Origin of the sequence: Kitasatospora sp. NPDC049258 (assembly GCF_040678895.1) — a bacterium.
Lineage (GTDB): Bacteria > Actinomycetota > Actinomycetes > Streptomycetales > Streptomycetaceae > Kitasatospora.
Map to the genome: position 1 here is coordinate 113,469 of NZ_JBFAQT010000019.1, position 22,693 is coordinate 136,161.

Genomic DNA, 22,693 nt, shown 5'->3' on the forward strand with positions numbered 1-22,693 from the left:
CTCCACGGCAGGTGCGCCGTGGTCGCCGCGTAGCGCCCGGGCCGGCCGCCGAGCGTGATGCCCTCGGCATCCACCCGCAGTGCCACCTTGCCGGAGAACGCCCGGAAGCCGAGGACCAGCGGGCAGAGCACCCCCACGGCCGGCAGGACCGGGTGGAGCAGGCACCCGCGGAACGAGTACCCGGCGATCTCGTACCTGCCGGACAGGCCGACGAACAGGACCAGTGGGACGAGGAGCAGGCCGGCGCCGGCCGGCAGCGCGGCCCGGGTGGTCCAGCCGTAGCGGACCTCGTAGGCGTCTTCGGTGATCATCATGTGCCGGACTGTGCCAGCAGGTCGGACTTCGGCAAGATCTTCCGGTGGGGCGGGCCGGCCTCAACGCAGCGCCAGCACCACGCCGTTGACGATGGCGGCCTTGGTCAGCCGGGCCGGCGCCCCGGTGACGGCGGCCGGCCGCATCGAGTCGTCCCCGTGGATCAGCTGGATCAGGGCCTCCCGCCGCCCGAGGCTCAGGCACTGCACGCCGTACCGGAAGGCGAACGGCTCGGAGGTCTTCCCCGCCAGCCGCTTGCCCAGGTAGAGGCCCATCGGCTGGGCGGTGGCGCAGCCCATCCGCAGGGCGCCGGTGCCCGGGACGGTGACGGCCGCGGCGTCGCCGATCACGTACACCTCCGGGTGCGAGACCGAGCGCAGGTAGCCGTCGACCACGGCCTGCCCCCGCTCGGTGACGGTCAGGCCGGCCTCGGCCGCCAGCGGGTGCGGCTCCAGCGAGGCGGCCCAGGCGACCAGGTCGGCCGCCACCGGGCCGCCGGCGGTGCTCAGCCCGTCCGCGGTGACGGCGGTGACCTCGGTGTGCTCGTGCACCTCGACGCCCAGCCGCTCCAGCACCCGCAGCACGTGGGCCCGGCCCTTGGCGGAGAACCAGCCGCCGACCGCTCCGGCGGCGACGATCCGGATCCGCCAGGCGGGGTGCGCCTCGGCCAGCTCGGCCGCCAGCTCGATGCCGGTGGCACCGCCGCCGACCACCGCGAGGGTGCCGGGCCGGGGCGCCGCGGCGATCCTGCGGCGGATCTCGGCGGCCCGCTCCGTGGTCAGCGCGTGCTCGGCGACCCCGGGGACACTCTGCCGGGCGGTTCGGCTGCCCAGCGCGTACACCAGGGTGTCGTAGCCGACCCGTTCGCCCGAATCCAGCAGGACCTTGCGGCCCGCCAGGTCCAGCTCGGTGGCCCGGGCCCGCAGGTGGGTGATCCGGCGGCCGCGGATCACCCGCTCGATCGCGGGCCGGTGCTCGGGCCGACCGGCCGCCGCCTCGTGCTGGCGGACCCGGTGCAGGAACCGGTCCTCGGGGGCGATCAGGGTCACCCGGTGGCGGCGCCCGGCCCGGGTGGCCGCGCTCAGGCCCGCGTAGCCCGCGCCGATCACCACGATGTGCTGCTGCCCGGTCATCTCGTCCTCCTCCTGCGGAGCGCGGTTCTCCGCGCGTTTCGGGAAGGGGACGGCGCAGCCCGCCGGAGTGTGACCGTGTCGCGCGTCACACTCGGCTCCGGTCACGCCAGGTGGGTGAGCTTCTCCGGGTTGACCACGATGTACGCCTCGGTGATCCGGCCGGCCCGGACGGTGAAGGCCAGCACGCCGCCGATCCGGCCCGGTGTCTCGTGGAACACCATCCCGGGCTCGCCGTTGACCAGGGCGAACGCGAAGGAGGCGGTCGAGCCGGGGGTGAAGGCGCGGCGCATCAGGCCGAGCACCAGTCGGGCCACCTTGTCGGCACCGTGGACCGGGCGGGCACCGGCACGGACCACGCCGCCGCCGTCGGAGTGCCAGACCACCTCGGGGTCGAGCACGGCCAGCAGCCCCTCCAGGTCGCCGCTGGTGGTGGCGGCAGCGAAGGCGTGCACCACCTGCCGGTGCTCGGCCGGGTCGACCCCGCCGTGCCGCCCGCCGTCCCGGACCCGGCGGCGGGCCCGGGAGGCCAGCTGGCGGACGGCTTCGGGGGTGCGGTCGAGCGAGGCGGCGATCTCCTCGAAGCGGACGGCGAAGACGTCGTGCAGTACGAAGGCGGCCCGCTCGGCGGGGCTGAGCTGCTCCATCACGGCGAGCATCGCGAGCGAGACGGACTCGCCCAGTTCCGCGCGGTGCGCGGGGGAGTCCTCCTCGGCCACCAGCGGCTCGGGCAGCCACTCGCCGAAGTACGCCTCCCGGCGGGCCCGGGCCGAGCCGAGCTGGTCGTAGCAGAGCCGGGTGACGACGGTGCTGAGGTAGGCGCGAGGATCGGCGATCTGCCGGCGCTCCACGGCACGCCAGCGCAGCCAGGCCTCCTGCAGCACGTCCTCGGCATCGGTCAGCGAACCGAGCAGCCGGTACGCGACGGCGCCCAGATAGCGCCGGTTGGCCTCGAACTGGTCCACCTCGGCCGACGGGGCCGATCCTTCGTCACTCACCGGGCCACGGTAGCGCGGTGGCTGGCGCCGCAGCAGAGCGCCTCCGGCACTCGGGGCGGTCAGCCCTCGGCGGCCGCCAGCAGGGCGCGCAGCAGCCGGTTCAGCTCCGCGGCGTCCTCGGTGCCGAGCGCCGCCATGACGCCCTGCTGCACGGTCATCCCGGCCGCCGCGGCCCGGTCGACCACGTCCAGCCCGGCCGTCGTGAGGGTGACCCGCAGGCCGCGCCGGTCGTGCGGATCGGGGGAGCGGGCGATCAGATCGGCCCGCTCCAGCTTGTCCAGCCGCCCGGTCATCCCGCCGGTGGTGAGCATCAGGGTGGCGGTCAGCTCGCGCGGCGAGAGCGTGTATGGGTCGCCGGCCCGGCGGAGGGTGGCGAGGACGTCGAACTCGCCGCGGCCGATCCCGTACGGGGCGTAGGCCTGCTCCGCACGCTCGCCCATGGCCTTGGCGATCCGGTAGATCCGGCCGAAGGCCGCCATCGCCTCGGTCTGCGGGGCCAGGTCGGGTCGCTCGCGCCGCCACTGGGCGGCGATGGCGTCGACCGGGTCGGACTGCGGGCTGTCGGCGGAGCTGCGGTTCATGGGGCAAGTCTGGCACAACTGCCTTTCCGGCAAGCTGCTTGCCGGAGAGCTAGTTGGTAAAAAGCAGCTTTGCGGCGAGTAGCTTAGTGCTAAGTTACTTTCATGCTTCCTTCCTCGCGCACCCTGCTGATCACCGCGCTGGCGCCGCTCGCCTGGGGCTCCACCTACGCCGTCACCGCTGAGTTCCTGCCGCCCGACCGGCCGCTGCTGGCCGCCACCCTGCGGGCGCTGCCCGCCGGGCTGGTGCTGCTGGCGGTCACCCGGGTGCTGCCGCGCGGCCACTGGTGGTGGCGGGCCGCCCTGCTCGGCGCGCTGAACATCGGGATCTTCTTCGCGCTGCTGTTCTTCGCCGCCTACCGGCTGCCCGGCGGGGTGGCGGCGGTGCTCGGCTCCGTCCAGCCGCTGCTGGCGGCCGGCCTGGCCGTCCCGCTGCTGGCCGAGCGGGTGAGCCGGCGGGCCCTGCTGGCGGGCGTCGCCGGGGTGCTCGGGGTGGCCCTGGTGGTGCTGAAGGCCACCGCCCGGCTGGACGGGCCAGGCCTGCTGGCCGGCCTGGCCGGCGCCGCCTGCATGGCCACCGGCACCGTGCTGACCAAGCGCTGGGGCCGCCCGGAGGGCGTCGGCCCGCTGGCCATGACGGGCTGGCAGCTGACCGCCGGCGGGCTGCTGCTGCTCCCGGCCGGCCTGCTGGCGGAGGGCGCGCCACCGGCGCTGAGCGGCGCCAACCTGCTCGGCTACGGCTACCTGGCGATCGTCAACACCGCGCTGGCGTACTGGATCTGGTTCGCGGGTCTGGGCCGGCTGCCGGCCGCCTCGGCCGCCCTGCTCGGACTGCTCAGCCCGGTCTCGGCCGCGGTGATCGGCTGGGCCGCCCTCGGCCAGCACCTGACGGTGCTCCAACTGCTGGGCATGGCCGTCGCGCTCGGCTCCACCCTGCTCGGGCAGCCGCGCCCGGAACGGCCGAAGGGGGAGGCCGACGGCGTCGACCTCCCCCCGCTCACCCCGCGGACTCAGTCGACCTCGGCGACCGCCTGAGCGAACTGGGCCTGGTAGAGCCGGTGGTAGGCGCCCTGGGCGGTGATCAGCTCGTCGTGCGAGCCCTGCTCGACGATCGACCCGTCCTCCATCACCAGGATCACGTCCGCGTCCCGGATGGTGGAGAGCCGGTGGGCGATCACGAAGCTGGTCCGGCCGGTCCGCAGCCGGGCCATCGCGCGCTGGATCAGCACCTCGGTCCGGGTGTCCACCGAGCTGGTCGCCTCGTCCAGCACCAGGATGCTGGGCTGGGCCAGGAACGCCCGGGCGATGGTGATCAGCTGCTTCTCACCGGCGCTGACGTTGTTGCCCTCGTCGTCGATCACCGTGTCGTACCCCTCGGCGAGGGTGCGCACGAAGCGGTCGACGTGGGCCGCCTTCGCCGCCTCGACCACCTGCTCGCGGGTGGCGCCCTGGGCGCCGTACGCGATGTTGTCGGCGATCGAGCCGCCGAACAGCCAGGTGTCCTGGAGCACCATGCCGATCCCGGCCCGCAGGTCCTCCCGGGCCATCGCGGAGATGTCCACCCCGTCCAGGGTGATCCGGCCGCCGCTCACCTCGTAGAACCGCATCAGCAGGTTGACCAGGGTGGTCTTGCCGGCACCGGTCGGGCCGACGATGGCGACCGTGTGGCCGGGCTCGACCTTCAGCGACAGGCTCTCGATCAGCGGCTTGTCCGGGTCGTAGCGGAACGAGACGTCCTCGAAGGCGACCCGCCCGTGCAGCTCGGCCGGGCGCTGGGGCACGGCCGGCTCCGGGCTCTGCTCCGGGGCGTCGAGCAGTTCGAAGACCCGCTCGGCGGAGGCCACCCCGGACTGCACCAGGTTGGCCATCGAGGCGACCTGGGTGAGCGGCTGGCTGAACTGCCGGGAGTACTGGATGAAGGCCTGCACATCGCCGACGGTGAGCGCACCGCTCGCCACCCGCAGGCCGCCGACCACCGCGACCAGCACGTAGTTGAGGTTGCCGATCAGCATCATCGCGGGCTGGATGATCCCGGAGATGAACTGCGCCTTGAAGCTGGACTCGTAGAGGTCCTCGTTCTCCCGGCGGAAGATCTCGGCGGCCTCCTTCTGCCGGCCGAAGACCTTGACCAGCGCGTGGCCGGTGTACATCTCCTCGATGTGCGCGTTCAGCTTGCCGGTGGTCCGCCACTGCGCGACGAACTGCGGCTGTGCCCGCTTGCCGACCCGGGTCGCCACGACCACCGACAGCGGGACGGAGATCAGCGCGATCAGCGCCAGCAGCCAGGAGATCCAGAACATCATCGCCAGCACGCCGACGATGGTCAGCAGCGAGTTCACCACCTGGCCCATGGTCTGCTGCATGGACTGGCCGATGTTGTCGATGTCGTTGGTGACCCGGCTGAGCACCTCGCCGCGGGACTGCTTGTCGAAGTAGCTCAGCGGCAGCCGGGAGATCTTCGTCTCGACCTCCTGGCGGAGGTCGAAGACCGTCCGCTGGATCGCCTTGGTGGCCAGCCGGCCCTGGACGATGCCGAACACCGCGGAGGCCAGGTAGATCGCCAGCACCCAGAGCAGCACGGTGCCGATGGCGTCGAAGTCCATCCCCCGGCCGGGGGTGAAGTCGACGGTGGAGAGCACGTCGGCGATGCCGCCGTCGCCCGCCGCGCGCTTGGCCGCGATCACCTGCTCGCGGGTCGGCCCGGCCGGGATCGCCTTGCCGACCACGCCCGCGGTGATCAGGTCGGTGGCCCGGCCGAGGATTTTCGGGCCGACCACGGCGCAGCCGATGCTGACGGTGCCCAGCGCCAGCACGCCGTAGAGCAGTGCCCGCTGCGGGCGGAGCAGCGCCAGCAGGCGGCGGCCGGAGCCCTTGAAGTCCATCGACTTCTCGGCGCCCTGGGCACCCATGAACCGGCCGGGGCCGGGGCCGCCGCGCCGGGCGGCCGCCTCCTGGGAGCCGCTGACCGTGCCGTCGACCTTGCTGTCGACCTTGCCGGCGGCCGGACCGGCGGCTTTGCCGTCGGCCGGCCTCTCGTTCGCGGGGCCGCCGGTCGCGGGGCCCTGCTTCGCGGTGGTCACGCCGCCTCCTGCTCGGTGAGCTGGGAGAGCACGATCTCCCGGTACGTCGGGTTGTCGGCCATCAGCTCGTGATGGGTGCCGCTGCCGACCACCGCGCCCTCGTCGAGCACGATGATCCGGTCCGCGTCGCGGATGGTGGAGACCCGCTGGGCGACGATGACCACCGTGGCGTCCGCGGTCTCCGCGGCCAGCGCCCGGCGCAGCCTGGCGTCGGTCGCGTAGTCGAGGGCCGAGAAGGAGTCGTCGAACAGATAGATCTCGGGCCGGCGGACCAGCGCCCGGGCGATCGCCAGGCGCTGGCGCTGGCCGCCGGAGACGTTCGAGCCGCCCTGCGAGATCGGGGCGTCGAGGCCCTCGTCGAGGCCCTGCACGAAGTCCTTGGCCTGCGCGGTCTCCAGCGCCTGCCAGAGCTCCTCGTCGGTGGCCTCGGGCCGGCCGTAGCGGAGGTTGGAGGCGACCGTGCCGGTGAACAGGTACGGCTTCTGCGGGACCAGGCCGATCACCTCGGCCAGCCGCTCGGGGGCGACCTCGCGGACGTCCACGCCGTTCACCAGGACCTGGCCGCCGGTGGCGTCGAACAGCCGGGGGATCAGGCCGAGCAGGGTGGACTTGCCGCTGCCGGTGGAGCCGATCACGGCGGTGGTCTCGCCGGGGCGCGCGCTGATGTCGATGCCGCGCAGCACCGGGGCCTCGGCGCCCGGGAAGCGGAACTCCACGCCGCGCAGTTCGAGGTGGCCGTGCGAGCGCAGCTCGGTGACCGGGGCGAGGGGCGGGACCACGCTGGACTCGGTGGCCAGCACCTCCTGGATCCGCTCGGCGCAGACCTCGGCCCGCGGGACCATCATGAACATGAAGGTGGCCATCATGACGCTCATCAGGATCTGCATCAGGTAGGACAGGAACGCGCCCAGCGCGCCGACCTGCATCGCGCCGCTGTCGATCCGGTGCGCGCCGAACCAGAGCACGGCGATGCTGGAGAGGTTCACCACGGCCATCACGGCCGGGAACATGAACGAGAGCAGCCGGCCGACCTTGAGCGAGACGTCGGCGAGCTCCTCGTTGGCGGTGCCGAACCGCTGCTGCTCGTGGCCGTCCTTGACGAAGGCGCGGATCACCCGGATGCCGGTGATCTGCTCGCGCAGGATCCGGTTCACCCCGTCGATCCGGGTCTGCATGCCGCGGAACTGCGGACGCAGCCGGCGGATCAGGATCACCACCACGGCGCCGAGCAGCGGGATCACCAGCAGCAGCAGGCCGGACAGCGGCACGTCCAGGTTGAGCGCCATGATCACGCCGCCGACGCACATGATCGGCGCGGCCACCATCAGCGTGAAGGCCAGCATGGTGAGCATCTGGACCTGCTGGACGTCGTTGGTGGTGCGGGTGATCAGCGAGGGGGCGCCGAACTGGCCCAGCTCGCGGGCCGAGAAGCTCTGCACCCGGTCGAAGACGGCGGCGCGGATGTCCTTGCCGACCGCCATCGCGGTGCGGGCCGCGTAGTAGACGGCCCCGATCGAGCAGACCACCTGGGCCAGCGAGACGACGATCATCGCGCCGCCGATCCGCAGGATGTAGCCGGTGTCGCCCTTGAGCACACCGTCGTCGATGATGTCGGCGTTCAGCGTGGGCAGGTACAGCATGCCGATGGTGGAGATGAGTTGGAGCAGGACGAGTAGGAAGATCGGTCGGGAGTAGGGCCGCAGATGGGCCCGGAGCAGTCTGATGAGCACCGTGACACTCTCGTCGTCGCCGGGATGTCGCGCATCCCCGTTTTTGATTCCGTACCGCAAGCGTCCGGCCTCTTCGGCGTCGAACCTGCGGGCTTGTACAGTCCTTTGCACTGCCGGTCCGCGGGCGTGCCACCCGCCGTGACCCCCTTACGGAACGGCCCCGTACCCCCTAGGCTGCTGATTGCTGTCTTGTTACTCGCGGGTTAATAAGCTCACCGGGTCAACGGGACGGCCGACGCGGCTGCCCCCCACAACCGCCGTCCACTCCACCCTTGGCCACCCGCCCCCCGGAGGTCCTCGTTGAGCAGCGTGCAGTCCATGATCGAGCGGCGTCCGCCCTCCGTGGCCCACCTTTTCCTCAGCAGGGTAGAGGCCACGCCCGACCATGAGGCCTACCGGTACCCCGTCCCGGTGGACGAGCACGCGGCGGACGGCGCTCCCGGCGCCGAGCAGTGGCGCTCGCTCACCTGGGCGCAGACCTCGGCCCGGGTCACGGCCGTGGCCGCCGGCCTGATGTCGCTGGGCATCGGCTCCGAGGACCGGGTCGCGATCTCCTCGGCCACCAGGATCGAGTGGATCCTCGCCGACCTCGGCAACATGTGCGCGGGCGCCGCCACCACCACCGTCTACCCCAGCACCAACGCGGACGAGTCGGCCTTCATCCTGGCCAACGCGGGTTGTCGGGCGATGTTCGCGGAGAACCGGGCCCAGCTCGCCAAGGCCGTCGCCGAGCGGGACAAGCTGCCCGCGCTGGAGTACGTCGTGCTGTTCGACGCCCCGGCCGAGCCGGTGGACGCGGCCGGGCTGACCGTGCTCTCGCTGGCCGAGCTGGAGGAGCGCGGCGCGGCGTACCTGACCGAGCACCCCGACGCGGTCGAGAAGGCGGTCGAGGCGATCGACAAGGAGCAGCTGGCCACCCTGATCTACACCTCCGGCACCACCGGTCGCCCCAAGGGGGTGCGCCTGGTGCACGACTGCTGGGCGTACGAGGGCGTGGCGCAGCAGGAGAGCGGTCTGCTGCGCTCCGAGGACGTGCAGTTCATGTGGCTCCCGCTGTCCCACGTGTTCGGCAAGACCCTGATCTCCGGCCAGATCGCGACCGGCCACGTGATGGCGGTGGACGGCCGGGTGGACCGGATCATCCACAACCTGCCGGTGATCCGACCGACCCTGATGGCCTCCGCGCCCCGGATCTTCGAGAAGGTCTACAACGGGATAGCGGGCAAGGCGAGGGCCGAGGGCGGCGCCAAGTACAAGATCTTCCAGTGGGCCGCCGGGGTGGCCCGGGAGTACGCCCGCACCACCCAGGCCAACCGGGTCGCCAACGGCCGGGACAGCGCCCCGCTCGGCCTGCGGGTCCAGCACGCGGTCGCCGACAAGCTGGTCTACGCCAAGATCCGGGCGGCCTTCGGCGGCCGGCTGCGCGGCTCGGTCTCCGGCAGCGCCGCGCTCGCGCCCGAGATCGGCTACTTCTTCGCCGGCGCCGGCGTGCCGGTGCTGGAGGGCTACGGCCTCACCGAGACCTCGGCCGGCTCCACGGTGAACCGCGCGGAGGACTTCCGGGTCGGCACGGTCGGCACCCCGCTGCCCGGCACCGAGGTGCGGATCGCCGAGGACGGCGAGATCCTGCTGCGCGGCCCCGGCGTGATGCGCGGCTACCACAACCTGCCCGAGCAGACCGCCGAGGTGCTGGAGCCGGACGGCTGGTTCCACACCGGTGACATCGGCGAGCTCGGCCCGGACGGCTACCTGCGGATCACCGACCGCAAGAAGGACATGTTCAAGACCTCGGGCGGCAAGTACGTCGCGCCCAGCGAGGTGGAGGGCAAGTTCAAGGCGATCTGCCCGTTCGTCTCCAACGTCCTGGTGATCGGCAACGGCCGCAACTACTGCACCGCGCTGATCGGCCTGGACGAGGCCGTCATCATGCCGTGGGCGGCCGAGCACGGCCTGGCCGGCAAGTCCTACGCCGAGGTGGTCGCCGACCCGCAGGCGCACGCGCTGATCGAGGGCTTCGTGCAGCGCCTCAACGGCGAGCTCCAGCGCTGGCAGACGATCAAGAAGTTCACCCTGCTCCCGCGCGACCTGGACATCGAGCACGGCGAGCTCACGCCGAGCCTGAAGATCAAGCGCCCGGTGGTCGAGAAGACCTACGCGGACGCGGTCACCGAGATGTACGCGGGCACCAACGAGGCGTGACGTCACCGGTCCCGCACGGCCCCGCCCGGGCCGTGCGGGACAATGGACCAATGCCCTCCGCACTCCCCGACGGCGAACCCGTGCCGTCCGACGGTTCCCTGCCCGCCCACGCCCTGGCCGGGCTGGGTGAGCGGCCCTTCGGCTTCTACGTGCACGTGCCGTACTGCGCCACCCGCTGCGGCTACTGCGACTTCAACACCTACACCGCCACCGAGCTGCGCTCGGCCGGCACGGTGGCCTCGCAGGAGACCTACGCCGACAACCTGGTGGCCGAGGTGCGCCTGGCCCGCCGGGTGCTCGGCGAGGCCGAGCTGCCGGTGCGCACGGTCTTCCTCGGCGGCGGCACCCCGACCCTGCTGCCCGCCCGCGACCTGGTGAAGATGCTGGGCGCGATCCGGACGGAGTTCGGGCTCGCCCCCGACGCCGAGGTCACCACCGAGGCCAACCCGGAGTCGGTCGACCCGGCGTACCTCGCCGAGCTGCGCGAGGGCGGCTTCAACCGGATCTCCTTCGGGATGCAGAGCGCCCGCCCGCACGTGCTGGCGCTGCTCGACCGGCACCACACCCCGGGCCGTCCGGAGGCCTGCGTGGCCGAGGCGCGCGCGGCCGGCTTCGACCACGTCAACCTGGACCTGATCTACGGCACCCCCGGCGAGTCCGACGACGACTGGCGGGCCTCGCTGGAGGCGGCCGTCGGCGCCGGGCCCGACCACGTCTCGGCCTACTCGCTGATCGTCGAGGACGGCACCAAGCTGGCCGCCCGGGTCAAGCGCGGCGAGCTGCCGATGATCGACGACGATGTGCACGCCGACCGTTACCTGATCGCCGAGGAAGCCCTCGCCGCGGCCGGCTACTCCTGGTACGAGGTCTCCAACTGGGCCACCACCGAGGCCGGCCGCTGCAAGCACAACGAGCTGTACTGGACCGGCGGCGACTGGTGGGGCGCCGGCCCCGGCGCGCACAGCCACGTCGGCGGGGTGCGCTGGTGGAACGCCAAGCACCCCGCCGCGTACGCCCAGGCGCTCGCCGAGGGCCGCACCCCGGCGCTCGGCCGCGAGCTGCTGGCCGGCGAGGACCGCCGGGTCGAGCGGATCCTGCTGGAACTGCGGCTGGTGGACGGCTGCCCGCTCACCCTGCTCAGCGCGGACGGCCTGCGGGCCGCCGACCGGGCGCTGGCAAACGGCCTGCTGGACCCGGCCGCCCATGCGGACGGCCGGGCCGCGCTCACTCTCCGCGGCCGGCTGCTGGCCGACGGGGTGGTCCGGGACCTGGTGGACTGAGCCGCCGCCGGCGGATCCGGCGGCGGCCCGGGCCGCGTGCTACCGCGTGGTGGGCGGGGCGGAGGCCGCCAGCGTCTTCAGCGGCCACTCGCGGTGGAAGGCGGGCAGCGGGATCCGGCCCTCGACCACCGGGGTGCCGAAGATCTTCAGGTGGGCCAGCAGCGCACCGGTCAGGTCGACGCCGCCGTACAGGGCGAGCGTGCCCTGGGCCTGGGTGAGGCCGTGGGCCGAGTCGAAGGCGACCGAGCCCTCGGCGGTGGCCCGCAGGTACGGCTCGACCACGGCCTCGATGCCCACGGCGCCGTACAGTCCGACGCTCACCTGGGCGCCGAGGCCCGCGCGCACCTCGGCCTTGCCGCCGAGCCGGGCCCGGACCGGTGAGACCTTGGTGTCGTCCGCCGCGGTGACCGGGCTCCAGCCGCGGTCACCCGCGTAGTCGGCGTTGACGTGCCAGGAGCCGTCGAACTCCTGCTCCACCGCCACCGAGACCTTGCCGTCGGCGCTGATCTCCAGGTAGCAGGTCAGGCCCAGGTTCACCACGACCGGCAGGCCGGCGACGGTGAGCACCGGGTCGGCGTGCAGCTCGGCGAGCGGGACCTTCACCGGCGTGCCCGTGCCCTTGGCCAGCTCGCCCTCCACCCGCCACTGGGCGTGCGCGTCCAGGTCGAAGCCGACCGAGGCCGTCCGCGGGGCGCCGACCCGGGCGCCGTGGTAGGCGAAGTGCACGGCGGGGTGCAGCCGGAGCGAGCCCGAGGCCTGCGCGGTGGCGCCGCCGGGCAGCGGGATCGGGGCCTGGACATCCAGCTGAAGGGTGCCGGAGGCGTCCGCGGTGGCCCCGCCGCCGTTCGCGCCGAAGGACAGCTTCACGTCCTTGACCAGCGGCTTGACCGAGAGGGCGTGCGGATCCACCGGGACCCGGCCGTCCGCCTCGGCGGTGCCGAGCAGCTCGGGGAGGGTGGCCGGGCGGGTGTCGGCGCGGACCGTGCCGTCCGTGCCCGGCTGCACCGAGGTGACCGCGAGCAGGGCGCCCTGCGGCGCGGCGGGTGTCGGCGGGCTGGCGATGAGCTGGCCGGCCCGCACCGGCTCGGGCGCCGGGCTCGCGGTGGCCGGGGCGGTCGGGGTCGGCGTCCCGCCCTTGCTCGCGGTGGGCGCGGTGGCGGTGGGGGAGGCCGGCCCCGGGTCGGCGGCCAGCACGGCCGAGCCGGTGGCCGGGTCGTAGGCGGCCAGCCGGACACTGCGGGCGGCCGGCGCCGCGGCGGGCCCCGAGGGGCTCGGGGTCACCACGGCGGTCCGCTGCGGACCGGGCTGGGCGGCGGTGACCACCAGGGCCTGGCCGGCGGCCTGCTGGGTGGCCCCGGCCGGCGCCGGGGCGGTGGGCGTGGCGGCGGCCGCGGCGTCCGCCGACGGCCGCGCGGCCGGGCCGGCGCAGGCGGCGGCGCCGAGCAGGACGGCCAGCGCAAGGGCGGGCAGCCGGAACGTACGGATGGAGTTGGTCAACGGATCCCCTTCGACGCGCGGCGCAGAGCGGGGCCGCGCGGAAACACCGGAAGCAGGCGACCCCGGAAGCGGGGCCGCCTGCGTGATGTTACTGACGGGTTATCAGCTTGTCGAAATCATGCCAAAGGGCGGTCGGTCGACTGATCCGCCGTCACGAAGTCGATCAGCTCCTCGACCCGGCCGAGCAGTGCCGGGTCGAGGTCGCGGTAGGAGTTCACCGAGGCCAGGATCCGCTTCCAGGCCGCGGGGGTGTCCACCGGCCAGCCGAGCCGGCGGCAGACGCCCTCCTTCCAGCTCTCCCCGCGCGGCACCTCGGGCCAGCCGGGGATGCCCACGCTGGACGGTTTCACGGCCTGCCAGACGTCGATGTACGGGTGGCCCACCACCAGCACCGAGTCACCGGTCACCCGGCCGGCGATCCGGTGCTCCTTGGTGCCCGGCAGCAGGTGGTCGACCAGCACGCCGAGGCGCCGGCCCGGGCCCGGCCCGAACTCCGCGACGATCGCCGGCAGGTCGTCGATCCCCTCCAGGTACTCCACCACCACGCCCTCGATCCGCAGGTCGTCGCCCCAGACCCGCTCGACCAGCTCCGCGTCGTGCCGCCCCTCCACGTAGATCCGCGACCCGCGGGCCACCCGGGCCCGGGCGCCGGGCACCGCGACCGAGCCGGAGGCCGTCACCCCGGGCCCGCGTGCGGGGGCCGGCCCGCTCGGCCGTACCAGCGTCACCACCCGGCCCTCCAGCAGGAAGCCACGCGGGGTCAGCGGGAACACCCGCCGCTTGCCGAAGCGGTCCTCCAGGGTCACCGTCACGCCCTCGGCGGTCTTCTCGCAGCGCACCACCGCGCCGCAGAAGCCGGTGCCGGCCTCCTCGACCACCAGGTCGCGCTCGGCCGCCACCTCGGGGGCGGGCTGCTGCCGCTTCCACGGCGGGGTCAGATCCGGTCCGTACTGCCTGCTGCGCATGCCCGGACTATACGAAATCCGACCGACCGTCAGCCTCCGGGCCGGCCGGTCGGGGTGCTCGCGGCCCGGGTGCTCGCGGCCGGGGCGTTGCTCACAGCCCGGGCGCGCCCCAGACCGGGAACCAACGGCTGAGGTCCTGCTCCAGCCGCAGGTCGTTGCCGAGCATCGCCCGCACCTGCAGCTCCAGCGGGCTGTTGCGCTTCTCGCCGCCGCTCGGCATCGGGGCGAACGGGTAGAAGGCGCCGCGCTTGTACAGGTACACCAGGGCCAGCGGCTGCCCGGCCTCGTTTCGGAAGCCGACCAGGGAGCAGAGCAACTGCGGGCCGAAGCCGTTGCCCTCCAGCTCGCTGTTGACCGCGTGCAGGTCGTTCACCAGCTCCGGGAGCTGCTCGGGCGAGTGCCGGGCGAGCAGCCAGGAGTACCCGTAGGCGTCCTGCGAGGCCTCCACCGGCACGCCGCCGCTCGGGGTGTCGGCGTCCAGCAGCGCCCGGACCTGCCGCTCCACCTCGGCGAAGGCGCCGCCCTCGACCGCCGCGAAGCAGACCGAACCGAGGCCGGTCGGCCGGAACCCGGCGGCCGCCTCCAGGGTCAGGGCCGCCGAGGGCACGCCGAACAGCTGGTCGAGATCCGGCTTGACCGGCTTGCTACGGCCGAGCAGGGCGTCCAGGAATCCCACGTCGAGCTCCTCGGGTCGATACGGCGGCCGGTCGATACGGCGGTGGGTCGATACGCGGCGGGCCGGCGTCTCAGTGGCCGAGCTCGCCGGAGATCTTCGCCAGCTGGGCCAGCCGCTGCTCCAGCGAAGGGTGGGTGGAGAACAGCTGGGTGGCGGCGTCCCGGGCGCTCAGCGCGGGGGCGAAGTAGAAGGCGTTGTACGGCTGCGCCTGGCGCAGGTCCTTGCTGGGGATGGCGGCGATCTGCCCGGTCACCTTGGTGAGCGCCGAGGCCAGCGCGCTCGGCCGGCCGGTCAGCTGGGCGGCCGCCCGGTCGGCGGCCAGCTCCCGGTAGCGGGAGAGCAGCCGGGTGAGCAGGAAGCTGAGCGCGTAGACCACCATGCTGGCCAGCGGGATGATGATCATGGCGATGGCCGCGTTGCTGTCGTTGCTGTTGCGGTTGCCGCCCATCATTCCGCCGTAGAGGGCGATCCTGGTCATCGCACCGGCCAGCACGCCGAGGAAGCCGGCGATGGTCATCACCGCCACGTCCCGGTGCGCGACGTGCGAGAGCTCGTGGGCGAGCACGCCCTCCAGCTCCTCCGGATCCAGCCGGCGCAGCAGCCCGGTGGTGACGCACACCACGGACTTCTCCGGTTTGCGGCCGGTGGCGAAGGCGTTCGGCATGTCGTTGACGGCCACCGCCACCCGGGGTTTGGGCATGTCGGCCAGCGCGCAGAGCCGGTCGATGGTGCCGTGCAGCTGCGGGTACTGCTCGGCGGTGACCTCGTGGGCGCCCATCGCCCGCTCGGTGATCTTGTCGCTGAACCAGAACTGGGCCACGAACAGCCCGCCGGAGATCAGGACGATCAGCGGCCAGGCCCCGCGCAGCAGGACGATCAGCAGCCCGGTGAAGCCCACGTAGACCAGGCCGATGAGGAACATCGTGGTGACCATCCGACCGGTCAGCCCCCGATCGGGGGCGAACCGGGAGTGCTGCCCTGAAGTCGACATCGCCACTCCCTCGCTCTCGCGCTCGCCTCCGATGCTGCCACTCGGGGCGGCCCCGAGCACCACACATCGCCTGCGCCGCCCCGGCGATGCGGGAAGGATCACCGGGGCGGCCCGTTCCTGCCGTCGGAGCAGGGCCTTACACTGGCTGGTAAGGTCCTGGCACTCTGCCTGCCGGAGTGCCAGATATCGGACACTCAACAGCTCAACGGACGAAGACGGAGGTGCGTGCCCATGGTCGACGAGCCCCGTTCCGTCGAACCGGCCCGCGCGGTGGAGACCCGCCCCGTCGGCCGTCCGCTGGACGACCGCAGGCTGGCGGTGCTGCGGGCGATCGTCCAGGACTACGTGGGCACCGAGGAGCCGGTCGGCTCCAAGGCCCTGGTCGAGCGGCACAGCCTGGGCGTCTCGCCGGCCACCGTGCGCAACGACATGGCGGCGCTGGAGGAGGAGGGCTTCATCCAGCAGCCCCACACCAGCGCGGGCCGGATCCCCACCGACAAGGGGTACCGGCTGTTCGTCGACCGGCTGGCCGAGGTCAAGCCGATGAGCAGCCCCGAGCGCCGGGCGATCCGGCACTTCCTGGAGGGCGCGGTCGACCTGGACGACGTGGTGGCCCGTACGGTGCGGCTGCTGGCGCAGCTCACCCGGCAGGTCGCCGTGGTCCAGTACCCCTCGCTGACCAGGTCCACCGTCCGGCACATCGAGCTGGTCCAGCTGACCCCGGCCAAGGTGATGCTGGTCCTGATCACCAACACCGGCCGGGTCGAGCAGCGGCTCGTGGACTGCCCGGGCGCGGTCGGCGACACCGTCCTGGCGGACCTGCGGGCCAAGCTGAACGCCCGGGCCGGCGGCCGGCCGCTGCCCGAGGTGCCGGTGGCGCTGGAGGACCTCCCGGCCGCGTTCGAGCCGGCCGAGCGGGCGACCGTCAGCACGGTGCTGGCCACCCTGTTCGAGACGCTGGCCGAGCAGAACGAGGAGCGGATCATGCTGGCGGGCACCGCCAACCTGACCCGCTTCGGACATGACTTCCCGCTGACCATCCAGCCGGTGCTGGAGGCACTGGAGGAGCAGGTGGTGCTGCTGCGCCTGCTGGGTGAGACCGCGGACGCCGCGATGACGGTCCGGATCGGCCACGAGAACGCCTACGAGGGGCTCAATTCCACCTCGGTGGTCTCGGTCGGTTACGGTTCGGGCGACCAGAGCGTGGCAAAGCTCGGGGTGATCGGTCCGACCCGGATGGATTACCCGGGCACAATGGGGGCGGTGCGAGCGGTGGCACGGTACGTCGGCCAGATCCTGGCCGAGTCGTAGGACACGACGCGCCGCAGGCCGGCGCGCAGCAGTCGCAAGCACTTCTAGAGGCGGAACAAACCGGAGCATTTGGTGGCCACGGACTACTACGCGGTACTCGGCGTCCGACGTGACGCGGGTCAGGACGAGATCAAGAAGGCGTTCCGACGTCTCGCGCGCGAACTGCACCCGGACGTCAACCCGGACCCGAAGACGCAGGAGCGGTTCAAGGAGATCAACGCCGCCTACGAGGTGCTCTCCGACCCCGCTAAGCGGCAGGTCTACGACCTCGGTGGCGACCCGCTGTCGCCGAACGGCGGCGGAGGCGGCGGCGCGGGCGGCTTCGGCGCGGCCGGGTTCGGCTTCTCCGACATCATGGACGCCTTCTTCGGCGCCGCCGGCGGCCAGCGCGGACCGCGCTCGCGCACCCGGCGCGGCCAGGACGCCATGATCCGCCTGGAGATCACCCTGGAGGAGGCCGCTTTCGGCACCACCAAGGAACTCCAGGTCGACACCGCCGTCACCTGCACCACCTGCAGCGGCGAGGGCGCGGCCCCCGGCACCTCCGCGCAGACCTGTGACATGTGCCGCGGCAAGGGCGAGGTCTCCCAGGTCACCCGGTCCTTCCTGGGCCAGGTCATGACCTCCCGGCCCTGCCCGCAGTGCCAGGGCTTCGGCACCGTGGTGCCGACCCCGTGCCCCGAGTGCGCCGGCGACGGCCGGGTGCGCGCCCGCCGGACCCTCACCGTCAAGATCCCGGCCGGTGTCGACAACGGCACCCGGATCCAGCTGGCCGGCGAGGGCGAGGTCGGCCCCGGCGGCGGCCCGGCCGGCGACCTGTACGTCGAGATCGCCGAGTCCACCCACCCCACCTTCCAGCGCCGCGGCGACGACCTGCACTGCACGGTCACCATCCCGATGACGGCGGCCTCGCTCGGCACCCAGGTGCCGCTGCAGACCCTGGACGGGCTGGAGGAGGTCGACATCCGGCCCGGCACCCAGTCCGGCCAGTCCATCCCGCTGCACGGGCGCGGCATCACGCACCTGCGCGGGGGCGGCCGGGGCGACCTGATAGTGCATGTCGAGGTGCAGACGCCCACCAAGCTCGACCCCGAGCAGGAGGACCTGCTGCGGCGGCTCGCCGTCCTGCGCGGCGAGGAGCGGCCGGCCGGCCACTTCGCGCCGGGGCAGCAGGGGCTGTTCTCCCGCCTGAAGGACGCGTTCAACGGGCGCTGAGGCCTGGCCCGCCGCCGTACCGAGCTCGATGGGTGGGTGGCACCGTCCGAACCGACGGTGCCACCCACCGACGCGTCCCGCCCCTCTCACGCCCCGGGCCCCGGGCGCCGTGGATCCACCGGAGGTTCGTCCCATGACCGCGCCCGTGTTCGTCGTCGAGGCCGCGAGGCTGGCCGCAGTCGCCCCCGGAGCGGTGGTGCGGCTGGACGGCCCCGAGGGCCGGCACGCGGCCGCGGTCAAGCGGCTGGCGGTGGGCGAGTCGGTCACGCTCGCGGACGGGCTGGGCCTCGGGGCGGACGGCACGGTGTCCGCCGTGCAGGGCAAGGACGGCTTGGACGTCACGGTGACCGAGGTGCGCCGCGAGCCCGAGCCGAGCCCCCGGATCGTGGTGGTGCAGGCGCTCCCCAAGGGCGACCGGGGCGAGCTCGCGGTGGAGACCATGACCGAGGTCGGGGTCGACGTGGTGATCCCCTGGGCGGCCTCCCGCTGCATCACCCAGTGGAAGGGCGAGCGCGGCGCCAAGGCGCTGGCCAAGTGGCGCGCCACCGCCCGGGAGGCGGGCAAGCAGTCCCGCCGGCTGCGCTTCCCCGAGGTCCGGGACCTGATGACGACCCGCCAGCTCGCCCCGCTGCTCGGGCAGGCCGCGCTCGCCGCGGTGCTGCACGAGGAGGGCGCCGAGCCGCTGGCCGCCGCCGAGCTGCCCGCCACCGGGGACATCGTGCTCGTGGTCGGCCCGGAGGGCGGGGTGGCCCCCGAGGAGCTCGCCGCCTTCGCCGAGGCCGGCGCCCGCCCCCACCGCCTCGGCGGCTCGGTGCTGCGCACCTCCACGGCGGGGGTGGCCGCCGGCGCCCTGCTGCTCGGCCGCACCGGCCGTTGGTCCTAGCCCTAGCCCTAGCCCTAGCCCTAGCGCGGCCCGGCCCGCGGCGCGGGCGTTTCGCCCTCGAAGAAACCCTTGGCCGCCCCGTCGGGGCGTGCCTAGGGTGGCTGCCGTGACCGAACCAGAGAGCACCTCCACGGGCGCCTACCTGCGCCACCCGCATCTGCACGGCGACCTCGTCACCTTCGTCGCCGAGGACGACATCTGGCTGGCCCCGGTCGACGGCGGCCGGGCCTGGCGGCTGACCGCCGATCAGACCCCGGTCAGTCGGCCCCGGTTCTCGCCCGACGGCCGGCAGGTCGCCTGGACCTCCACCCGGGACGGCGCTCCGGAGATCCACGTCGCGCCCGTCGACGGCGGTCCGGCGCGCCGGCTCACCCACTGGGGCAGCCCGTTCACGGCGCTGCGCGGCTGGACGCCGGACGGCCGGCCGGTCGCGACCACCACCGCGGGGCAGGCCACCATCCGGCGCTCCTGGGCGTTCGCCCTGCCGCTGGACGGCGGCGAGCCGACCCGGCTGCCGTACGGCCCGGTGGGCGGGCTGGCCTACGAGCCGGCGGGCGACCGGGTGCTGCTGCTCTCCGCGATCAGCCGGGAGCCGGCCTGGTGGAAGCGCTACCGGGGCGGCACCGCGGGCAAACTCTGGATCGGCGCCCAGGAGTTCGGGCGGCTGCACGCGGACCTGGACGGCAACATCGAGTCCCCGCTCTGGGTGGGCGGCCGGGTCGCCTTCCTCTCCGACCACGAGGGCGTCGGGCAGCTGTACTCCAGCCTGCCGGACGGCTCGGACCTCCGCCGGCACGGTGCCGGCGGCGCCCAGGCACCGGGCTTCTACGCCCGCAACGCCACCACCGACGGCACCCGGGTGATCTGGCACAGCGGCGGCGACCTGTGGCTGCTGGACGACCTGGACGGTGCCGAGCCGCGCCGCCTGGACGTCCGCCCGGCCGGTCCGCGGACCGACCGCCAGCCCCACCCCACCCCGGCCGCCGGGCAGTTGGAGACGGTGGCGCCGGACCGCACCGGCCGGGCCAGCGCCGTGGTGGTGCGCGGCAGCGTGCACTGGCTGACGCACCGCGAGGGGCCGGCCCGGGTGCTGGAGCAGACCCCCGGTACCCGGGCCCGGCTGGCCAGGGTGGTCCCGGGCAAGGACGGCGCGCAGGGCGTGGTCTGGGTGACCGACGCCGAGGGCGAGGACGCGATCGAGTACGCCCCCGCCGTGCTGGGCGCCGAGCGCCGCCGGTTCGCGGCCGGGCAGCTCGGCCGGGTGCTGGACCTGGCGGTCGCGCCGGACGGCGGCCGGCTGGCGGTCGCCGCGCACGACGGCCGGCTGCTGCTGGTCGAGCTCGCCGACGGCGCCGTGCACGAGCTGGTGCGCAGCGGTGACGGCGAGGTCAGCGGCCTGGTGTTCAGCCCGGACTCGGGCTGGCTGGCCTGGTCCCAGCCGACCCTGGGCCCGTGGAGCCTGCGCCAGATCATGCTGGCCGACCTGGCGGACCGCACCGTCGCGGCGGCGACCCCGCAGCGGTTCACGGACTACTCGCCGGCCTTCACGGCGGACGGCAAGCACCTGGCCTTCCTCTCGGTCCGCAACTTCGACCCGGTCTACGACTCGTACGTCTTCGACCTGTCGTTCCCGACCGGGGCCCGGCCCTACCTGCTCACGCTGGCGGCCGACACCCCGTCACCCTTCGGCCCGCAGCGGGCCGGCCGGCCGGCGGGCGGCGAGTCGCAGGAGCCGGCGAAGGCCGGCGAGGAGGGCCGGGCCGCCGAGTCCACGGAGTCCACCGAGGCCGCGGGCAAGGGCGAGGAGAAGCCCCCGGTGACCCGGGTCGACCTGGAGGGCATCGCCGACCGGATCATCCCGTTCCCGGTCGAGGGCGGCCAGTTCGGCAGCCTGCACGCCACCAAGGAAGGGGTGCTCTGGACCAGGCTGCCGCTGCTCGGCGAGCTGGGCGACATCGCGGCCTCGCTGGAGGACAGCCACCCGCGGCCCGCCCTGGAGCGGTTCGACTTCACCAGGCGCCGGGCCGAGGAGCTCGTCGCCGGGGTGGACTCCTACGCCGTCAGCGGCGACGGCAGCCGGCTGGTGGTGCTGGACGAGGGCCGGCTGCGGGTGCTCCCGGCGGAGAGCAAGGCGGGGGAGGACGACGACCTGGAGGTCGACCTCGCCCGGGTCCGGGTCACCGTCGACCCGGCCGCCGAGTGGCGGCAGATGTTCGACGAGAACGGCCGGCTGATGCGCGACAACTACTGGCGCGCCGACATGAACGGCGTCGACTGGACGGGCGTGCTGGCGCGCTACCGCCCGCTGGTCGAGAAGGTCGGCACCTACGACGACCTGGTCGACCTGCTCTGGGAGACGGTCGGCGAGCTCGGCACCTCGCACGCGTACGTCCGGGCCCGCGGCCGGGGCACCGAGGAGGCCCGCCGGCAGGGGCTGCTCGGCGCGGACCTGGTGCGGGACGGCGATCTCTGGCGGATCGCCAGGATCCTGCCGGGCGAGTCCTCGGACCCTCGGGCGCGCTCCCCGCTGGCCGCACCCGGTGCGGCGCTGCGGCCGGGCGATGCGATCGTGGCGGTGAACGGCCGCCCGGTGGACCCGGTGACCGGGCCGGCCCCGCTGCTGGCGGGCACCGCGGGGCAGCCGGTGGAGCTGACCGTGACGGCCAAGGACGGCACCGGCGAGCGGCACCCGGTGGTGGTGCCGCTGGCCGACGAGGAGGCGCTGCGCTACCACGACTGGGTGGCCGGCCGCCGGGCCGCCACCCGGGAGCTGTCCGGCGGCCGCCTCGGCTACCTGCACATCCCGGACATGGTCAGCGCCGGCTGGGCGCAGCTGCACCGCGACCTGCGGGTGGAGGTGGCCAAGGAGGGCGTGGTGGTCGACCTGCGGGAGAACCGGGGCGGCCACACCTCGCAGCTGATCATCGAGAAGCTCAACCGGCGGATCGTCGGCTGGGCCCGGGCCCGCGACCTGGCCAACCCGACCTCCTACCCGGACGACGCCCCGCGCGGCCCGGTGGTGGCGCTGGCCGACGAGTTCTCCGGCTCGGACGGCGACATCGTCAACGCCGCCATCCAGGCGCTGGCGATCGGCCCGGTGGTCGGCACCCGGACCTGGGGCGGGGTGATCGGGATCGACAGCAAGTACGCGCTGGTCGACGGCACGGGCGTGACCCAGCCCAAGTACGCCTACTGGCTGGAGGGTTACGGCTGGGGGGTGGAGAACCACGGGGTCGACCCGGACGTCGAGGTGCCGATCGCCCCGCACCAGTGGGCCGCGGACCTCGACCCGCAGCTCGCCGAGGGCGTGCGGATCGCGCTCGCCGCGCTGGCCGACGCACCGGCGAAGGCGGCGCCGCCGCTGCCCGAGCTGTAGGGCGCACGGGGCGGGCGGCCGATCCGGCCGCCCGCCGCCGGGCCGTCCGCGCTCAGTCGACGTACCGCCGCTCCTCCACCACCTCCGCGCCGCGCAGGCCGCCGAGGCGGCGGCGGCGCAGCACCCGGACGTAGGCGATCAGGCCGATCAGCCCGGCCAGCATCAGGATCACGCCTGCCAGGTGCAGGTTCACCCCCGAGATGTGCCAGTCGACGGCGAAGGCGAGGATCGCCCCGAGTGCGAGCACGATGACGCAACCACCGATTCCCATGGTGCCGACCTCCTACCGTGGTTCGGCCCGTTCGGACCGGCCCTCGCCTACCCCGGCCCGGCGCCGGCATGCGGGTGTGCGGGCGTGCCCGTGGGGGCCGGAAGCTGTGAAGGGTGTGTGTGGGCGGGGTCGGTTCGGCATGGTCGGGGTACACGCCGTGGGTCAGAGCGCGAACGAACCACGTACCCGGACCGGAAGAGG

The 22,693-nt window shown here is 73.8% G+C and carries 17 protein-coding genes; 7 read left to right on the forward strand and 10 right to left on the reverse strand.

Going from position 1 to position 22,693, the window contains the following annotated elements; genetic code table 11:
- Positions 1 to 374: 374 nt before the first annotated feature.
- The 3 genes from AB0K43_RS18535 to AB0K43_RS18545 form a co-directional block, all read right to left on the reverse strand.
- Positions 375 to 1,445 carry an FAD-dependent oxidoreductase gene (locus AB0K43_RS18535; protein ID WP_363640935.1) on the reverse strand — a complete coding sequence of 357 codons (1,071 nt, stop codon included), beginning with the start codon at positions 1,443 to 1,445 and terminating at the stop codon, positions 375 to 377.
- Positions 1,446 to 1,546: 101 nt separating this feature from the next.
- A complete protein-coding gene (locus AB0K43_RS18540; protein ID WP_363640937.1) occupies positions 1,547 to 2,440 on the reverse strand; it encodes a sigma-70 family RNA polymerase sigma factor in 894 nt (297 codons plus the stop codon).
- A 59-nt stretch (positions 2,441 to 2,499) separates the two neighbouring features.
- Positions 2,500 to 3,021, reverse strand: a complete 522-nt coding sequence (locus tag AB0K43_RS18545; protein WP_363640939.1) for a MarR family transcriptional regulator — start codon at positions 3,019 to 3,021, stop codon at positions 2,500 to 2,502.
- Positions 3,022 to 3,123: 102 nt separating this feature from the next.
- Between AB0K43_RS18545 and AB0K43_RS18550 the strand changes: the two genes are divergently transcribed.
- Positions 3,124 to 4,053 (forward strand): EamA family transporter, encoded by a 930-nt coding sequence (locus AB0K43_RS18550; RefSeq protein ID WP_363640941.1) that lies wholly within the window; start codon positions 3,124 to 3,126, stop codon positions 4,051 to 4,053.
- Here the strand turns inward: AB0K43_RS18550 and AB0K43_RS18555 are convergent.
- Positions 4,029 to 5,927, reverse strand: a complete 1,899-nt coding sequence (locus tag AB0K43_RS18555) for an ABC transporter ATP-binding protein (protein ID WP_363640982.1) — start codon at positions 5,925 to 5,927, stop codon at positions 4,029 to 4,031. The two genes, AB0K43_RS18550 and AB0K43_RS18555, sit on opposite strands and share 25 nt — an antisense overlap.
- Positions 5,928 to 6,094: 167 nt before the next feature.
- Positions 6,095 to 7,828: an ABC transporter ATP-binding protein gene (locus AB0K43_RS18560; RefSeq protein ID WP_363640943.1), complete on the reverse strand. Its 1,734-nt coding sequence runs from the start codon at positions 7,826 to 7,828 to the stop codon at positions 6,095 to 6,097.
- A gap of 300 nt (positions 7,829 to 8,128) precedes the next feature.
- On the opposite strand from AB0K43_RS18560, the gene AB0K43_RS18565 reads away from it, so the two are divergent.
- Both AB0K43_RS18565 and hemW read left to right on the forward strand, forming a co-directional pair.
- Positions 8,129 to 10,027 carry a long-chain fatty acid--CoA ligase gene (locus AB0K43_RS18565; RefSeq protein ID WP_363640945.1) on the forward strand — a complete coding sequence of 633 codons (1,899 nt, stop codon included), beginning with the start codon at positions 8,129 to 8,131 and terminating at the stop codon, positions 10,025 to 10,027.
- A gap of 50 nt (positions 10,028 to 10,077) precedes the next feature.
- Entirely contained in the window at positions 10,078 to 11,307 is a 1,230-nt protein-coding gene (gene hemW, locus AB0K43_RS18570; protein WP_363640947.1) for a radical SAM family heme chaperone HemW, read from the forward strand.
- A 39-nt stretch (positions 11,308 to 11,346) separates the two neighbouring features.
- Here hemW and AB0K43_RS18575 read toward each other — a convergent pair whose 3' ends face one another.
- The 4 genes from AB0K43_RS18575 to htpX form a co-directional block, all read right to left on the reverse strand.
- Positions 11,347 to 12,804, reverse strand: a complete 1,458-nt coding sequence (locus AB0K43_RS18575) for a hypothetical protein (RefSeq protein WP_363640949.1) — start codon at positions 12,802 to 12,804, stop codon at positions 11,347 to 11,349.
- Positions 12,805 to 12,920: 116 nt separating this feature from the next.
- Positions 12,921 to 13,769 (reverse strand): DUF3097 domain-containing protein, encoded by an 849-nt coding sequence (locus AB0K43_RS18580; RefSeq protein WP_363640951.1) that lies wholly within the window; start codon positions 13,767 to 13,769, stop codon positions 12,921 to 12,923.
- 91 nt (positions 13,770 to 13,860) lie between these two features.
- A complete protein-coding gene (locus tag AB0K43_RS18585; protein ID WP_363640953.1) occupies positions 13,861 to 14,445 on the reverse strand; it encodes a hypothetical protein in 585 nt (194 codons plus the stop codon).
- Between the two features lie 70 nt (positions 14,446 to 14,515).
- On the reverse strand, positions 14,516 to 15,436 hold the full coding sequence (htpX, locus tag AB0K43_RS18590; protein WP_363640955.1) for a zinc metalloprotease HtpX: 921 nt from the start codon (positions 15,434 to 15,436) through the stop codon (positions 14,516 to 14,518).
- Between the two features lie 231 nt (positions 15,437 to 15,667).
- Here htpX and hrcA point away from each other — a divergent pair, with 231 nt between their 5' ends.
- The 4 genes from hrcA (at position 15,668) to AB0K43_RS18610 (ending at position 22,221) form a co-directional block, all read left to right on the forward strand.
- Positions 15,668 to 16,747, forward strand: a complete 1,080-nt coding sequence (gene hrcA / locus AB0K43_RS18595; RefSeq protein WP_363640957.1) for a heat-inducible transcriptional repressor HrcA — start codon at positions 15,668 to 15,670, stop codon at positions 16,745 to 16,747.
- Positions 16,748 to 16,819: 72 nt separating this feature from the next.
- A complete protein-coding gene (dnaJ, locus tag AB0K43_RS18600; protein WP_363640959.1) occupies positions 16,820 to 17,962 on the forward strand; it encodes a molecular chaperone DnaJ in 1,143 nt (380 codons plus the stop codon).
- A gap of 133 nt (positions 17,963 to 18,095) precedes the next feature.
- Positions 18,096 to 18,845: a 16S rRNA (uracil(1498)-N(3))-methyltransferase gene (locus AB0K43_RS18605; RefSeq protein WP_363640960.1), complete on the forward strand. Its 750-nt coding sequence runs from the start codon at positions 18,096 to 18,098 to the stop codon at positions 18,843 to 18,845.
- Positions 18,846 to 18,951: 106 nt separating this feature from the next.
- Positions 18,952 to 22,221, forward strand: a complete 3,270-nt coding sequence (locus tag AB0K43_RS18610; RefSeq protein ID WP_363640962.1) for a PDZ domain-containing protein — start codon at positions 18,952 to 18,954, stop codon at positions 22,219 to 22,221.
- Between the two features lie 52 nt (positions 22,222 to 22,273).
- On the opposite strand, the gene AB0K43_RS18615 is transcribed toward AB0K43_RS18610, so the two are convergent.
- Positions 22,274 to 22,492 (reverse strand): DUF6458 family protein, encoded by a 219-nt coding sequence (locus tag AB0K43_RS18615; protein WP_363640964.1) that lies wholly within the window; start codon positions 22,490 to 22,492, stop codon positions 22,274 to 22,276.
- Positions 22,493 to 22,693 lie beyond the last annotated feature (201 nt).

Excerpts from the sequence above, each read along its gene's own strand:
- AB0K43_RS18535 (WP_363640935.1), bottom strand. The coding sequence starts at position 1,445 with ATGACCGGGCAGCAGCACATCGTGGTGATCGGCGCGGGCTACGCGGGC.
- AB0K43_RS18545 (WP_363640939.1), bottom strand. The coding sequence starts at position 3,021 with ATGAACCGCAGCTCCGCCGACAGCCCGCAGTCCGACCCGGTCGACGCC.
- AB0K43_RS18550 (WP_363640941.1), top strand. The coding sequence starts at position 3,124 with ATGCTTCCTTCCTCGCGCACCCTGCTGATCACCGCGCTGGCGCCGCTC.
- AB0K43_RS18555 (WP_363640982.1), bottom strand. The coding sequence starts at position 5,927 with ATGGGTGCCCAGGGCGCCGAGAAGTCGATGGACTTCAAGGGCTCCGGC.
- hemW (WP_363640947.1), top strand. The coding sequence starts at position 10,078 with ATGCCCTCCGCACTCCCCGACGGCGAACCCGTGCCGTCCGACGGTTCC.
- AB0K43_RS18580 (WP_363640951.1), bottom strand. The coding sequence starts at position 13,769 with ATGCGCAGCAGGCAGTACGGACCGGATCTGACCCCGCCGTGGAAGCGG.
- htpX (WP_363640955.1), bottom strand. The coding sequence starts at position 15,436 with ATGTCGACTTCAGGGCAGCACTCCCGGTTCGCCCCCGATCGGGGGCTG.
- hrcA (WP_363640957.1), top strand. The coding sequence starts at position 15,668 with ATGGTCGACGAGCCCCGTTCCGTCGAACCGGCCCGCGCGGTGGAGACC.
- AB0K43_RS18605 (WP_363640960.1), top strand. The coding sequence starts at position 18,096 with ATGACCGCGCCCGTGTTCGTCGTCGAGGCCGCGAGGCTGGCCGCAGTC.
- AB0K43_RS18615 (WP_363640964.1), bottom strand. The coding sequence starts at position 22,492 with ATGGGAATCGGTGGTTGCGTCATCGTGCTCGCACTCGGGGCGATCCTC.